This window comes from Curtobacterium phoenicis (assembly GCF_047238015.1).
Lineage (GTDB): Bacteria > Actinomycetota > Actinomycetes > Actinomycetales > Microbacteriaceae > Curtobacterium.
Map to the genome: position 1 here is coordinate 2,487,315 of NZ_JBDFLZ010000002.1, position 14,398 is coordinate 2,501,712.

Here is a 14,398-nt window from a genome sequence, read left to right on the forward strand (position 1 = left end):
CGGATTCCATCGCACCTGCGATCACGATTCGGTCCCCATCGGCTCCCGCACCGCGCGCCGAACACCCCCCAACGGGTGCCGTGCGTGGAATGATGGCGGGGTGCTCGGCTGACCGAGTCTCGACTTCGCACGACGACCGCACAGGACATCGATGGATCTGATCGCACAGGAACGCGACCGGCTGCTCCGGGCGTCCGTCCGTGTCGTCGGCATCGTCTGCACCGCGATCAGCGTCGTCGCCGTGCTCTCCTCCTTCGCCGTCCCCGTCGGGCTGCTCCTCGGCGCCCTCGCCTGCATCGCGGCGATGATCGCCGGGTTCGTGGTGTTCGGCTCGAGCGGGTCGGTGTGGTGGACCGCCGTGATCCTCGCCGGCGGTCTCGGAGCCCTCGCGATCCTGCTCATCGGGGCTGATGAGGCCACGCGCCCGGTCATCGCGAGCGCCGTCATGCCACTCGCGGCCGGCGGGATCTCCGCACCGCTGATGGCCCAACGCGGACACCCCGTCGGGCTCGCCCTGACCCTCGCCGCCGGCGCCGCGACCGCCGCGGGCATGGCCTGGGCGACGGGCTCGGTGCTGTCCGTCGCAGCGAGCGGCGCCCTCCTCGGCTGGGTGCTCATCGCGGTCGTGACCATCTGGATCTCCCGGAGCATCCCCCGCGTCGCCCGCCGCATCTACAGCATCGGCACGGCCCACCGTGCGGAGCGGCAGGCGAGCGAGACCGAGGCCCAGCGCCGCCAGGGTGCGCGACTCCTGCACGACACCGTGCTCGCGACCCTGACGCTGCTCGCGCACTCCGGGGTCGGCGTCTCGGAGCAGGCGATGCGCGAGCAGGCCGCCGAGGACGCGCGGCTGCTCCGACACCTCCGCCTCGGTGCGACACCGCAGCCGCAGCAGTCCGGCGACTACTCGCTCACCCGCGAGGAGGAATCGCCCCTCGGCCAGACGCTCGAGTCGGTCAAGCAGCGCTTCGGCCGCATGGGGCTCGAGGTCAGCTGGCACGGGACCGGTCAGGTGCTCCTGCCCACCAACGTCCTCGACGCCTTCCTGCTCGCGCTCGGCGAGTGCCTCGAGAACGTCCGGCGTCACGCGGGCGTCGGTGAGGCACACGTGACGATCGTGCACGACAACGAGATGGTCCGGGCGATGGTCACGGACTCCGGGGTCGGTTTCGACCTCACGCACGTCAGCGCCGAGCGGCTCGGCTTCAAGGAGAGCGTCGTGAACCGTCTCCGCGAGGTCGGTGGCGACGCGAAGCTCTTCTCCGCGCCGGGCTCCGGCACGACCGTCGTCCTGGAGGCCCCCCGATGAGGCAGCACCGATCAGCAGGTCCTGCACCCCGGCGGACGGGAGCCGCGCTGTGAGCCGCGTCCCCGAGGACACCATCAGTCGTGGGCTGCCCGGCGAGACCGTGCAGCCCGCTCCGCGGACCCGCCGGGAGGCACGGGAGCGGTACCGGGGCAGCGAACGACGGCAGGCACGTGGCCTGCCGTCCACGTCCACCGGTGCCCGTTCCCTGCGGCAGGCCGCGAAGCCCGGCGCGTCGCTCGGCGCCGGGTACCTCGGCGCCGGTGCGGCCGTCCTCACCGCGATCGAGGCCGTCGCCGGCATCGTGCTCTTCCTGATCCGGTGGCCCGAGTACACGGACCCGTGGCTGCCTGCCGCAGCGTGGGGGCTCTACATCGTGGCGGCACTCGGGGTCGGCCTGAGCCTGCTCACCTACGGCGAACGCCTCACCGGCGTCGCGTTCGCCCTGATCGGGGTGGTGCTCGCCTGCGTCGTCACGCTCGACTTCATCGGGATCTGGCCCGAACACGACATCGCGCACTTCGCCACCGCGTCGATCGCCGCCGGGTTCGCGCTCCTGCCCATGGCCTCGCTGCGGCCCGCGCGCGAGGTCGCGGCGGCGATCGTCGTCCTCGGCATCGCGTTCATCGTGATGTGCCTCGTCTCGACCCCCGTCACGACCGACACGCTGCCGGGGATGGTGTCGCTCGTCGCCCTCGTCGTCGTGCCGCCGTCGTTCGGGCTCTACGTGGTGCACCGCTTCCGGCAGCTCGTCCAACGTGAGCTCGACCGGGTCCTCGTGCAGAGCAACGTGCAGGCGCCGCAGTTCGCCGTGGGCATGCTCGCGTCGGACGAACTCGCCCGACTCGACCTGGCCGCCGAGAAGCTCCTCGACGCCGTCGCGAACGGGTCCGACCCGCTGCCGCTCTCCGACGCCTCGGCCTCGGTCGCGGCGTCGCTCGCGACGGAGCTCCGGCTCCACCTCATCGAGGGACGCCGCGAGACGTGGCTCTACCACGCCATCACCGAGTCCGACCACCTCGGCCGCGCCGTGAGCGTCGCGGACCCGGGTTCGCTCGCCGGCCACCTCTCCCCCGCCCAGCGCGACGGGCTCCTCCAGGCGCTCTGGCAGATGGCCGGCGACGGACGGACCGCGCAGCCCGGCCAGCCCGTCGTGGCCGTGACGCTCGGCCCCGTCGGCTCGGACGGCCACCCGGTCACCGACGAGACGATGGACGTCCCGATCGTCATCGAGTCGCGGAGCGTCACCCGTCGGCGACTCGGCCCGGCGACCTGGAGCGCGCTGCACCGCATCGGCCCGTTCACCGAGACCGTCCAGGACGGCAGCCTGCGCATCGTGGCGCACTGCGTCGTCAACCGGCACCCGACGATGTAGCCGTCGCGCGGACCGCACCGGCTGGACCCGAACAACCGGACACCCTGACCAGCCTGCCCGTACCGTGCGTTCGGTCCCCCTAGGATCGGCACAGCCCCCGAGAAAGGACGCCAGCATGGCGACTCCAGAGGAACCGATCCGACTCGCCCTCGTCGACGACCACAAGATGCTCCTCGGCGCACTGACGGAGTGGATCCGCAGCGCCGCCGACGACATCACCCTCGTGGCCGCCGTCACGACCTGGCCGGAGCTGCTGACCAGTCCCGCGTTCCCGGTCGACGTGGTGCTGCTCGACCTCGACCTCAAGGACTCGATCCCGGTCTCGCTCAAGATCTCTACGCTGAAGACCGCGGGCGTCAAGACGGTGGTGATGAGCACGTACTCGGAGCCGAACGTCGTCCGTGAGGCCCTCGCCTCCGGTGCGCTCGGCTACCTCGTGAAGAGCGAGGACGCGGACATGATCGTCGAGGCGATCCGCTCCGCCCAGCGCGGGGAGCAGTACGTCTCCGCCGAGCTCGACCTGGCGATCAACTCCGGCGACGTCGGCGGGGTGCCGAAGCTCAGCGCGCAGGAGCGTCGCGTCATGGCGCTCTACGGCGGTGGCGAGCCGGTGAAGAGCGTGGCGTACCAGCTCGGCATCTCGGAGGAGACCGCGAAGAGCTACCTCAAGCGCATCCGCGAGAAGTACCGCGTCGCGGGCTTCGACGTCGGTACGAAGGTGGCGCTCCGGAAGCGGGCGATCACCGACGGCATCATCGTGCAGGACGGCAGCCCGCTCGGCCTCTAGCGGCGACGGCGGCGGCTACGCTGCCGGCCCGCGGCTGCAGCGTCGGCGCCTGCCGGCCAGCCCGCTGCCCCGCACAACCAAGGTCACCTCGCACCACGTCCATGCGTGGCTCGAGGTGACTTTGGTCGTGCGGGCGCGCCCCGCCGCGCAGTGGTCGACTCCGCGCCGTGGTCAGCGGGCGCCGCTCGCAGCCGCGCTTGCCGCAGCCGAGCTCCACGCGGACGTGCGCTGCGTGGGTTCGGTCCCACGCCGGTCGGGACCCGTCAGACGGTCGGGACGGGCGCCGTGACCGGGCCGGTGGACGGGTGCGACGAGCGCATCGCCGCACGGGCCGTCGACCGCCGCTCGACCCCGTAGCTGATCGCCGTGACCCCGACGCCGAGGAGCGCGAGCACGATCCCCAGCCAGCCCGGCGCCAGGAAGCCGAACCCGGCCGCGATCGCCGCACCGCCGAGGGCCGCACCGAGTGAGTTGCCGATGTTGAACGCCGAGTGGTTCAGCGCCGCCGCGATCGTCCGGGCGTCTCCTGCGACGTCCATGAGCCGCGACTGCACCGCCGGCGGGATCGCCGACGAGGTGGCTCCGATGAGGAACGCCCCGACGACCATGCCGACCGTCCACTGCGCCGTCAGGACGGTGACGAGGAGCGACCCGACGAGCGCCAGGAGCCCGACGTAGATCGTGCGCTTCACGCTGTGGTCGGCCAGGTGCCCGCCGACGACCCCGCCGACGACCATGCCGAGCCCGACCACCACGAGGACGAGCGGCACCGCGGACTCGCTCAGGCCGGTGACGTTCTGGACGATCGGCGAGATGTACGAGTACACCGCGAAGAAGCCGCCGAAGCCGATCGCGCCGAGGCCCATGACGATCCAGAGCTGCGGCTCGCGGAACGCCCGGAGCTCGCGCCTGATCGTCGCGTGCTCGTCCTTCACGGAGCGCGGAACGAACGCGGCGACGGCGAGGAACGTCAGGGCGAACAGCCCGGCGACGACGCCGTAGGCGGTGCGCCAGCCGGCGACCTGCCCGACCCAGGTGATCGCAGGTACACCGACGACGTTCGCGACCGACAGGCCGAGGAGCACCATCGCGATGCCCTTGCCGCGCTTGCCCGGCCCCATCATGTCGCCCGCGACGATCGAGGCGATGCCGAAGTAGGCACCGTGCGGCAGGCCGGCGACGAACCGCGCGACGAGCACCAGCCCGAACGACGGCAGCACGGCGCTCGCGACGGTCGCCAGCACGAAGCCGACGAGCAGCACGAGGATGAGCCCCTTGCGCGGGAACTTCGCCGACATCGCGGCGATGGTCGGCGCACCGACGACGACCCCGAGCGCGTACGCGCTGACGAGCCACCCGGCGTGCGCGATGCCCGCGTCCGGGTTCGCGGCGTACCGCGACGGCAGCAGCGCTTCGGCGATGTTCGGCAGGAGGCCCATCGCGACGAACTCGGTCGATCCGATGGCGAACCCGCCGAGGGCGAGGGCGATGAGCGCAGCGGCGCGGCGCGCAGGCGTGAGGTGGGTCATGGTGCCTGTCTCTCGGACGGGAGGAGCGGATCGGCCCGGAACGTCGTCGAGCGATCCACGGGTGGTGCGGGTCGATCGAGACAGCGGCGGACGTGCTGGTCGCGCGGCGCACCGCGCGGCGGGCCCGTCGCGAACGGCGGGCACCACCCGGATCGGGCGTCCCGGTTCAGCGGCGAACGGGTCACAGGTCGATCGCGTCGACCTGCTCCCAGCAGTGTAGAACGCTCCAACCGGCCGACGGAAGACGACGTGCCGAATCGATTCGACCGAGCATGAGGAAGGCGCTGACCAGGCGCCCAGCTCACGAGGTCAGGCGGCGCGGCGCTCCGGCACCGACCGAACGGGCGTCGTCGCGGGTTCCGGCAGCTCGTCGCGGTGGACCCAGCCCTCGCCGCACTCGCTGCACGTCGCCCAGGCGTGCTGACCGTCGGCGTCGGAGTCGATGACGACCGAACGCAGGTCGCAGTCGGGGCACCAGCCGTCGTGCATCATGAGCAGCTCCTCGTCGTCGTGCGGACGCCCCTCGCGTCCGTCACCGACAGGAGACACCCGACCACCGACATCCGTGGGAGGCGCTCGGCGTGTCGCGGCCACCCGGAGCGTGCACCCAGCGCGCTCGACCGGTCAGTCGCCGAGCGCGGCCTCGAGTCGCTCGACCTTGCCGTCCAGCTCCCCGGTGTGCCCCGGACGGATGTCGGCCTTGAGCACGAGCGAGACCCGGGTGCCGAAGGGCGCGACGGCCTCGGTGGCGCGCTTCACGACGTCCATGACCTCGTCCCACTCCCCCTCGAGCTCGGTGAACATCGACGAGGTGCGGTTCGGCAGGCCGCTCTCGCGGACGACCCGGACGGCCGCGGCGACGGCGTCGTGCACCGAGCCGTCCTCGGCTGCGGCGGGACCACCGGACGGTGCGACGGAGAACGCGACGATCATGCGTCCATCCTGCCCCGAGGACGCACCGAGCGCGCCACGTCCGCCGACGAGCCACCCGGCGCACCGCCCGACACCGAGCCGGCCGACGCGGCGCCCGACCCCAGCCGCACGAGCCCGACGATCCCCCACACGAGCACGACGACCTCGAGCACGTTCCGGAGCGTCAGCACCACGAGGATCCAGGGCTGGACGGTGAGCACCTGGTCGTAGTACCCGGGGTAGATCAGCTGCGTCAGGACGGCCATGGGCAGCGCGAGCACCGCGATCGGCAGGAACCGCCGCGCACTCGCGCGCCCGGCGACGAGCCCCCAGACGACGGGGACCGCGAACCACCCGATGTACTGGGGCGACCCGACCTTGTTCGTCGCGACGAGCGCGGCGACGAGCACGAGCGCGAGGAGCGGCGCCACCTGGGTCCGGGCCGCGCCGCGCCGCGCGGCCACGAGCGCGAGGACAACGCCCGCGAGCACGACGAGCGCCATGAGCGGCGTCGACACCGCGGCGGCGGCGTGGGTCCCGGCACCGGACACCTCGAACGTCAGGATCTCGCGGTCGTAGTACACGGCGGCTCCGGGCACGCGGAGCGCCGCCGCCCACATGAACGGCGTCGCGAGCGGTGACTCGATCTGGAGCGCGCGGCCGCTCTGCTCCCCGACGAACGAGAACAGGTACGCAGCGCCCCCGTAGAGCACGTCGACGAGCACGACGAGCGCGGTGGTCACCAGCGCGCCGGCGACCACGCCTCGACGGTGTCCGCGACGGAGCAGCACGAGGACGCCGACGAGCGCGGCGGGCCACACCTTCGTCCACGCCGCGAGGGTGAACAGCACCGAGGCTACGGCGGGCCTCGACACCACGAAGGCCACCCCGGCGAGCGCGAGGACCGTCGCGACGGTGTCGATGCGTCCGAGCCCGATCGGTCCGAGGGCGAGCAGGAAGACGAGCCACCACCAGACGACCCGGACGCGCACGGTGCCGATCGCGGCCCGGAAGCGCCAGAGCAGGACGCAGACGACGGCGTCGAGCAGCACCATCAGGACCAGCCACCCCGTCCCGATCGACGCGACACCGCCGAGCGCGGCCGCGGCCATCGGGACGATCGCGAGGATCGGGTACACCCACGCCTCGTCGATGCCGACCCAGAAGTGCGTCTGCTGGCCGGTCTCGATCCAGCGGCGGTACGTGATCGTCACGTCGCCGAGGGGCAGGTTGCCGGAGGTCGTCGTCAGCCACCACAGCAGGGCGTGCACGGCCACGAAGGCCGCCCCGAACAGGACGGGCTCGACCCAGGTTCTCCGCTGCACCGGACGAGCGTACCGACCCGCCCGTGTCGGAACGCCGACAGGGTGTCGGAGGTGACCGGAGGACGGCCTTGAGGCGCGGTGCGGGCCGGACCCGTGCCTCCCGGCCGTCAGGTGGGTGCGTCACCGCCGCGGGACGACCCGCCCGCTGTCGCGCGACGACCGCGACGTCGTCCGACGACGGCGCCGCGCGATGCTAGCTCGCGTCGCCGTCGACCGCGAGGTCGCGCACGAGGCCGCTCAGCTGTTCGATCAGTCCGGTGATCGGGAAGGGTCCGCCGCGCGAGGCGCGGCGCGCCGCGAGCCCGTGCACCACGGCCGCCGTCGCGGCGAGGTGGGCCAGGTCGGACGGCGTCAGGGTTCGATCAGCGGCCTCCGCGAGGCCCTGACGCGCCGCGACGAGCGCGCCGAGCACGCCACCGAGCGCGTCCCCGGCGCCCGCGGTGGCGAGCCACGGCGTCGCGGACGAGGCGACCAGCGCGACGCTGCCGTCGGGCGTCACCACGTGGGTCCGCTCCCCCTTGAGGAGCACGACGCTGCCGGTCTGCCGGGCGGCGCGGAGTGCCGCAGCGGCGGGGCCCGCCTCGACGTCCTGGCGGGACTCGCCCAGGAGCGACGCGGCCTCACCAGCGTGCGGGGTGAGCACGGCGAGCGGTCCGAGGTCGACGAGCGGGATCGCGCCGGCGTCGACGACCACCGGGACGCCGTCGTCGGAAGCGTGGCGGAAGGCATCGGCGGTGGACGGGTCGAGGTCGTCGAGCGACGGCGCGGAGATGCCCGAGCCGACGAGCCACGCCTGCACCCGTCCGACGCCGGACACGACCTCCGGACGACGGGTCAGCACGTGGTCGGTGGAACGGTCCGGACCGACGTACCGAACCATCCCGACCCCGGTGTGCACGGCCGCGTCCACGCCGAGGACGGCGGCGCCGGGGTAGCGGTCGGAGCCGGTCGCGACGCCGAGCACCCCGCGGCGGTACTTCGTGGACTCCCCGTGCGGCACGGTGACCCACGAGGCGGCGTCTGATGGTCGGAAGGGCAGGGGATCGCTCATCGTCCCGACAGTACGGTGGGGCGCATGAGTCTGTTCCTCCCCGGTCGCGTGGTGGTCTTCGACTACGGGGAGGTGATCAGCCGGACGCCGCACGCGTCGCGGGACGCCCTCGTGGCCGCGACGGGCGTGCCCGCGGACGAGCTGTTCCCCGTGTACCAGGAGCTCCGGCACGATCTCGACCGCGGTGACCTGTCGGTCCTCGCGTACTGGCGGGCCATCGGCGACCGGGTCGGACGGACCTGGAGCGTCACGGACGTGCACCGGTTCTGGGCGATCGACTTCACCGGCTGGTTCGAGGTCGAGCCGGAGACCCTCGCGATCGTCGAGGAGCTGCACGACGCCGGCACCCGGCTCGCCCTGCTGTCGAACGCCGGGTTCGACTTCGGTGACCCGTACCGCCGCTCGCCGATGGGGTCCTTGTTCGAGACCGTCGTCGTGAGTGCCGAGGACCACGTACTGAAGCCCGACCCGTCCATCTACCGCGACACCTGCGACCGTCTGGGAATCACACCCGAGCAGATGGTGTTCGTCGACAACAGGGCCGAGAACGCCGCCGGCGCGGAAGCGATCGGGGCGGTCGGCCACCACTACACGTCCCCCGCCGGCCTGCGGACCTTCCTGCAGGACCTGGCGGCGACCGTCGAAGGAGCACCCGCGTGACGCACGTCCTGTTCGAGCCGATCACCATCCGCGACCTCACCGTCCGCAACCGCATCTGGGTCTCGCCGATGTGCCAGTACTCGGTCGAGGCCCAGGACGGCGTCCCGACCCCGTGGCACCTCGTGCACCTCGGGTCGTTCGCGAAGGGCGGTGCCGGAGCGGTCGTGGTCGAGGCGACCGGCGTCGTCCCCGAGGGGCGGATCAGCCCGCAGGACCTCGGGCTCTGGAACGACGAGCAGCGCGACGCGTTCCGTCCGATCGTCGACTTCGTCCACTCGCAGGGCGCCGCCGCGGGCATCCAGCTCGCGCACGCCGGCCGCAAGGCGTCCACGTTCCGCCCGTGGGAGGCGGACCACGGCTCGATGCCGGCCGAGCAGGGCGGCTGGCAGACCGTCGCCCCGTCGGCCGAGGCCTTCGACGGCTACGCCGAGCCCCGCGAGCTGGCCGCCGAGGACGTCCGGGTCGTCGCGCTGTCCTTCGCCGCGGCTGCCCGCCGCGCCGTCGACGCCGGCTTCGACCTCGTCGAGCTGCACGCCGCGCACGGCTACCTGCTGCACCAGTTCCTCTCGCCGCTGTCCAACCACCGCGAGGACCAGTACGGCGGATCGCTCGAGAACCGCGCCCGCGCGCTCCTCGAGGTGCTCGACGCCGTCCGCGCCGAGGTCGGCGAGGGCTTCCCCGTCGTCGTCCGGTTCTCGGCGACCGACTGGGTCGACGGCGGGCTCACCCTCGACGAGACCGTGCAGGTCGCGCGGTGGGCGGCCGAGCACGGCGCCGACCTCGCCGACGTCTCGACGGGCGGCAACGTGGCGAGCGCGCCGATCCCGGTCGGCCCCGGCTACCAGGTGCCCCACGCCGCGACGGTGAAGCGCGAGGCGGGCATCGGGACGATCGCGGTCGGGATGATCTCGGACGCGTTCCAGGCCGAGCAGATCGTCGCGACCGGGCAGGCCGACGTCGTGATGGTCGGCCGCGAGTTCCTCCGCGACCCGTCGTTCCCCCTGCACGCGGCGGTGGAGCTCGGCGTGCACGTGGACTACGAGCCGCAGCAGTACCACCGGGCCCGGGTCACCGCGTAGGCCGTCCCTGTACGTCCTCTCGGCTTCCCGACGGGCACCCGGTACGATGATGAGCACTGTGGACGATCCTCCGAATGCCTCTTCGCCCTCCCACTCATCCGGCGCTCACTCGGTGAGCAGCCCACTCCCGCACGTCCCAGGGGGTGAAGAATGAGTCCGGTCGACGTCGTCATGCTGATCGGTGGCATCCTGCTGACGCTCGGCACGGGAGTCTTCGTCGCGTCGGAGTTCGCGCTCGTGAACCTCGACCGCGCCGAGGTCGAGGCCCGTCGAGACCGCGGCGAGTCCGGCCTCGCGCCGGTCATCGGTGCGCTGAAGGTCACCTCGACGCACCTCTCCAGCGCACAGCTCGGCATCACCCTGACCACGCTGCTCACCGGCTACCTGCTCGAGCCGTCGATCGCCACGCTGCTCGAGGCGCCGTTCCTCGCGGCGCAGCTGCCGGAGGCCGTGGTCGAGACCGTCGGGTCGATCGTGGCGCTCGTCATCGCGACGCTCCTGTCGATGATCCTCGGTGAGCTCGTGCCGAAGAACTTCGCGCTCGCACTGCCGCTGCAGACGGCGAAGATCGTCGTCCCGCTGCAGATCGCGTTCACGACGGTGTTCAAGCCGGCGGTCGCCGTGCTCAACGGCACCGCGAACGCCGTCCTCCGCGGCATGGGCATCGAGCCGCAGGAGGAGCTCTCCGGTGCCCGCAGCGCCGAGGAGCTGACCTCGCTGCTCCGTCGGTCCGCGTCCGAGGGCTCCCTCGAGCAGGACACCGCGACGCTCCTCGAACGGACGATCTCGTTCTCCGAGCTCGACGCGGGCGAGGTCATGACCCCGCGCCCGCGCCTGTCCACGATCCGGGTGTCCGAGTCCGCCGAGGACGTCATCGCCCTGACACGGAGGACCGGGTTCAGCCGCTTCCCGGTCATCGAGGAGGACGCGGACGACGTCGTCGGCATCGTGCACGTCAAGCAGGCCGTCGCCGTGCCGCGGGAGAAGCGCCCGGACGTGCCCGTCGGGGCGCTCATGACCGACGCCGAGCGCGTCCCGGAGACCATGCCGGGCGACGCCCTGCTCGCCGAGGTCCGCAGCCGCGGCTACCAGATGGTGATCGTCGTCGACGAGTACGGCGGCACCGCCGGGGTCGTGACGCTCGAGGACCTCGTCGAGGAGATCGTCGGCGAGGTGTCCGACGAGCACGACCGCGCCCGCATCGACGTCGTCCGCTCGCGTGGATGGCTGACGTTCCCGGGCCTCCTCCGCCCCGACGAGCTCGAGGACCGTGCCGGTGTGAAGGTGCCGGAGGACGGCCCGTACGAGACCGTCGGCGGGTTCGTCATGTCGTCCCTCGGGCGGCTGCCCGTCGTGGGCGACGAGGTCGCGATCGACGGCGGCGTGTTCCGCGTCGAACGACTCGACGGCCGCCGGGTCGACCGGATCCGGTACACGCCCACCGCGCCGGAGCCGTCGGAGACCGGCGCCGCGCAGTCCCCCGCGACCGCGATCATCATCCCCGCGACGAAGTCCACGCCGACCGTCGACAGCACGAACACGACCACGAAGGGCGGCACCCGATGACCACCGTCACCGTCCTCGCCGCCGGCGGGTCCGCGTCGTCCGCCTCCGACTGGTGGGGCATCTTCTGGCTCGTCGTGCTGCTGCTCGGCAACGCCTACTTCGTCGCCGCCGAGTTCGCCGTGATCTCCGCCCGACGCTCGCAGATCGAGCCGCGGGCCGAGGCCGGGTCGAAGGCCGCGCAGATGACCCTGTGGGCGATGGAGCACGCCACGCGGATGCTCGCGACGACCCAGCTCGGCATCACGGTGTGCTCGCTCCTCATCCTCAACGTGTCCGAGCCGGCGATCCACCACCTGCTCGAGGGCCCGCTGCACCTCACCGGGTGGAGCGTCGAGGTCATCGGCGTCGTGGCGTTCGTCTTCACGCTGTTGCTCGTGTCGTTCCTGCACGTCGTGTTCGGCGAGATGGTGCCGAAGAACATCTCGTTCTCGATGCCGGACCGCGCCGCACTCGTGCTCGTGCCGACGCTCTGGTACATCGGCCACGGCCTGCACTGGGTCGTCGTCGGGCTCAACGAGACCGCGAACGCCGTGCTGCGGCTGTTCAGGGTCGAGCCGAAGGACGAGGCCGTCAGCGCCTACACCGTGGAGGAGGTGCAGACGATCGTCGAGCAGTCCCGCCGCGAGGGCACCCTCGTCGACACCGGCGGCACGCTCCGGATGGCGTTCGAGTTCACGGAGAAGCAGGTCAAGGACGTCGCGGTGCCGATGGCCGAGCTCGTCACGCTCCCCGAGGACGCCACCCCGGGCGACGTCGAGCGGGCCGTGGCGCAGCGCGGGTTCTCCCGGTACGTGCTCGTGGGCGAGGACGGCTCCCCCACGGGGTACGTGCACGTGAAGGACGTCATCGACCTGCGTCCGGACGAATACGACGACCCGGTGCCGCCGAAGCGCATCCGACAGCTCATCTCGCTCTACACCGAGACGGACCTCGAGGACGCCCTCGCGACCATGCGCGCCGCCGGACGCCACGTGGCGCGGGCGTTCGACGCCGAGGGCCGCACGCTCGGCGTGCTCTTCCTCGAGGACGTCCTCGAGGAGCTCGTCGGCGAGGTCGAGGACGCGACCCGACGCCGCTGACGTGCGGAACGACGGACGGGAGGCCCGGTACCAGCTGGCACCGCGCCTCCCGTCCGTCACGTGGTCACGAACCGAGACTGGGCTGGGCGGACAGTTTCGCGCCCCGCGGACCGCGAAACTGTCCGCGGGGCCGAGTCTCGGCGGCGCGCCGGCGGCGCACTCGGCGCTACCAGCTGACCGGCAGCGGCTTGCCCTCCTCGTAGCCGGCGGCCGACTGGATGCCGACGAGGGCCCGGTCGTGGAACTCCGCGAGCGACGACGCCCCCGCGTACGTCGCCGAGCTGCGGATGCCCGTCGTGATCATGTCGAGCAGGTCCTCGACGCTCGGCCGCTCCGGGTCGAGGTAGATCGTCGACGACGAGATGCCCTCCGCGAAGAGCGCCTTCCGGGCCCGCTCGTACGGGTCGAGCCGCTCGAAGCGCTCCCGCACGGCCTTCGCCGACGCCATGCCCCAGCTCTCCTTGTACGCCTTGCCCGCGGCGTCGCGACGGAGCACACCGGGCGCCTCGAGCGTCCCGGCGAACCACGAACCGATCATGACGGCGGACGCCCCTGCGGCCAGCGCGAGTGCGACGTCGCGGGGGTACCGCACGCCCCCGTCGGCCCAGACGTGCGCGCCGAGCGACTTCGCGGCGGCGGCGGTCTCGAGCACGGCCGAGAACTGCGGCCGACCGACCGCGGTCATCATGCGGGTGGTGCACATCGCGCCGGGTCCGACGCCCACCTTGATGATCGAGGCACCGGCTCCGACGAGGTGCGCGACCGCGTCGGCGGTGACGACGTTGCCGGCGACGAGCGGGATGCCGAGCCCGAGCGAGGCCACCGTGTCGAGGGCGCGGAGCATGCCCTCCTGGTGGCCGTGCGCGGTGTCGAGGACGAGCACGTCGACCCCGGCCGCGACGAGTGCCTTCGCCTTCGCGGCCACGTCGCCGTTGATGCCGAGCGCGGCGGCGACCCGGAGACGACCGTCGGCGTCGACGGCGGGCGTGTAGATGTCGGAGCGGATCGCGCTCGTCGGGCTCGTGGTCCCGACGACGCGGCCGTGGCGGGTGACCGGCGCGAAGTCGACCTCCGCCGCGGTGAGGACGTCGTACACGTGTCGAGGCGTGCCCGCGTCCTCGGCGTCGATGCCGGTGGAGGCACCGTGCAGCAGGTCGCCGAGGGTCGCGTCCTGGCCGGCCGTGCCGAGCCGGGTCGCGGGCACGCAGCCGAGGTACTCACCGCTGCCGTCGCGCACGACGACGCCCCGCCCGGCGACCGGGAGCAGCTGCTCGAGGGCCTCGGCGACCGTGGTGTCGGCACCGAGGTCGAGCGCGGTGTCGAACGCCACGGGCTGGTCCTTCACCCACCGGATCGCGGCGTCGAGGTCCTGCAGGTGCATGTCCTGCGGGAGGACACCGAGACCGCCCCGGCGGGCGAGGGTGGCGGCCAGGCGCGGGCCGGTCACCGAGTTCATGTTCGCGCTGATGATCGGGATCGTCGCCCCGGACCCGTCGTTCGCCGCGAGGTCCACGTCGAAGCGGCTCGTCACCCCCGACCGGCTGGGGACGAGGAAGACGTCGGAGTAGGTCAGGTCGTGCGTCGGCCGCGTCTCGTAGAACCTCATGGGGCCACTGTACGGCGGCTCAGGGGGTGCGGACCGGCCCGGTGGGTCCGCGTCGGCCCGCTCCCGGTGCGACACGCGCGGCGCCCGCCGGGAGGCACGGATCGCCTCCGGCGGTCACCGAAC

13 protein-coding genes are annotated in these 14,398 nt (G+C 72.6%); 7 read left to right on the forward strand and 6 right to left on the reverse strand.

Annotation, left to right across the window (positions count from 1 at the left end):
* The first annotated feature begins 151 nt into the window (after window positions 1-151).
* The 3 genes from ABC270_RS11935 (at window position 152) to ABC270_RS11945 (ending at window position 3,468) form a co-directional block, all read left to right on the forward strand.
* Complete coding sequence (locus ABC270_RS11935; RefSeq protein ID WP_412880988.1) at window positions 152-1,309, forward strand: sensor histidine kinase; 1,158 nt, start codon at window positions 152-154, stop codon at window positions 1,307-1,309.
* A gap of 49 nt (window positions 1,310-1,358) precedes the next feature.
* Window positions 1,359-2,681: a hypothetical protein gene (locus tag ABC270_RS11940; RefSeq protein WP_412880989.1), complete on the forward strand. Its 1,323-nt coding sequence runs from the start codon at window positions 1,359-1,361 to the stop codon at window positions 2,679-2,681.
* A gap of 115 nt (window positions 2,682-2,796) precedes the next feature.
* On the forward strand, window positions 2,797-3,468 hold the full coding sequence (locus ABC270_RS11945) for a response regulator (RefSeq protein WP_412880990.1): 672 nt from the start codon (window positions 2,797-2,799) through the stop codon (window positions 3,466-3,468).
* Window positions 3,469-3,731: 263 nt separating this feature from the next.
* Here ABC270_RS11945 and ABC270_RS11950 read toward each other — a convergent pair whose 3' ends face one another.
* From ABC270_RS11950 to ABC270_RS11970, 5 genes are all read right to left on the reverse strand, one after another.
* On the reverse strand, window positions 3,732-4,997 hold the full coding sequence (locus ABC270_RS11950; RefSeq protein WP_412880991.1) for an MFS transporter: 1,266 nt from the start codon (window positions 4,995-4,997) through the stop codon (window positions 3,732-3,734).
* 309 nt (window positions 4,998-5,306) lie between these two features.
* The gene (locus tag ABC270_RS11955; protein ID WP_412880992.1) at window positions 5,307-5,489 is read right to left on the reverse strand and encodes a hypothetical protein; all 183 of its coding nucleotides are present in this window, start codon (window positions 5,487-5,489) and stop codon (window positions 5,307-5,309) included.
* A 132-nt stretch (window positions 5,490-5,621) separates the two neighbouring features.
* The gene (locus tag ABC270_RS11960) at window positions 5,622-5,930 is read right to left on the reverse strand and encodes a thiamine-binding protein (protein WP_412880993.1); all 309 of its coding nucleotides are present in this window, start codon (window positions 5,928-5,930) and stop codon (window positions 5,622-5,624) included.
* Entirely contained in the window at window positions 5,927-7,234 is a 1,308-nt protein-coding gene (locus ABC270_RS11965) for a glycosyltransferase 87 family protein (RefSeq protein WP_412880994.1), read from the reverse strand. The genes ABC270_RS11960 and ABC270_RS11965 overlap by 4 nt, the downstream gene beginning before the upstream one ends.
* Window positions 7,235-7,427: 193 nt before the next feature.
* Window positions 7,428-8,285, reverse strand: a complete 858-nt coding sequence (locus tag ABC270_RS11970) for an ADP-dependent NAD(P)H-hydrate dehydratase (protein ID WP_412880995.1) — start codon at window positions 8,283-8,285, stop codon at window positions 7,428-7,430.
* Window positions 8,286-8,309: 24 nt separating this feature from the next.
* Here ABC270_RS11970 and ABC270_RS11975 point away from each other — a divergent pair, with 24 nt between their 5' ends.
* From ABC270_RS11975 to ABC270_RS11990, 4 genes are all read left to right on the forward strand, one after another.
* Window positions 8,310-8,945 (forward strand): HAD family hydrolase, encoded by a 636-nt coding sequence (locus tag ABC270_RS11975; protein ID WP_412880996.1) that lies wholly within the window; start codon window positions 8,310-8,312, stop codon window positions 8,943-8,945.
* Window positions 8,942-10,024 (forward strand): NADH:flavin oxidoreductase/NADH oxidase, encoded by a 1,083-nt coding sequence (locus ABC270_RS11980; protein ID WP_412880997.1) that lies wholly within the window; start codon window positions 8,942-8,944, stop codon window positions 10,022-10,024. Before ABC270_RS11975 ends, ABC270_RS11980 begins: the two co-directional genes overlap by 4 nt.
* 150 nt (window positions 10,025-10,174) lie before the next feature.
* The gene (locus tag ABC270_RS11985) at window positions 10,175-11,590 is read left to right on the forward strand and encodes a hemolysin family protein (RefSeq protein ID WP_412880998.1); all 1,416 of its coding nucleotides are present in this window, start codon (window positions 10,175-10,177) and stop codon (window positions 11,588-11,590) included.
* Window positions 11,587-12,669 (forward strand): hemolysin family protein, encoded by a 1,083-nt coding sequence (locus tag ABC270_RS11990; RefSeq protein ID WP_412880999.1) that lies wholly within the window; start codon window positions 11,587-11,589, stop codon window positions 12,667-12,669. Before ABC270_RS11985 ends, ABC270_RS11990 begins: the two co-directional genes overlap by 4 nt.
* A gap of 166 nt (window positions 12,670-12,835) precedes the next feature.
* On the opposite strand, the gene guaB1 is transcribed toward ABC270_RS11990, so the two are convergent.
* The gene (gene guaB1, locus ABC270_RS11995; RefSeq protein ID WP_412881000.1) at window positions 12,836-14,275 is read right to left on the reverse strand and encodes a GMP reductase; all 1,440 of its coding nucleotides are present in this window, start codon (window positions 14,273-14,275) and stop codon (window positions 12,836-12,838) included.
* Between the last annotated feature and the right edge of the window lie 123 nt (window positions 14,276-14,398).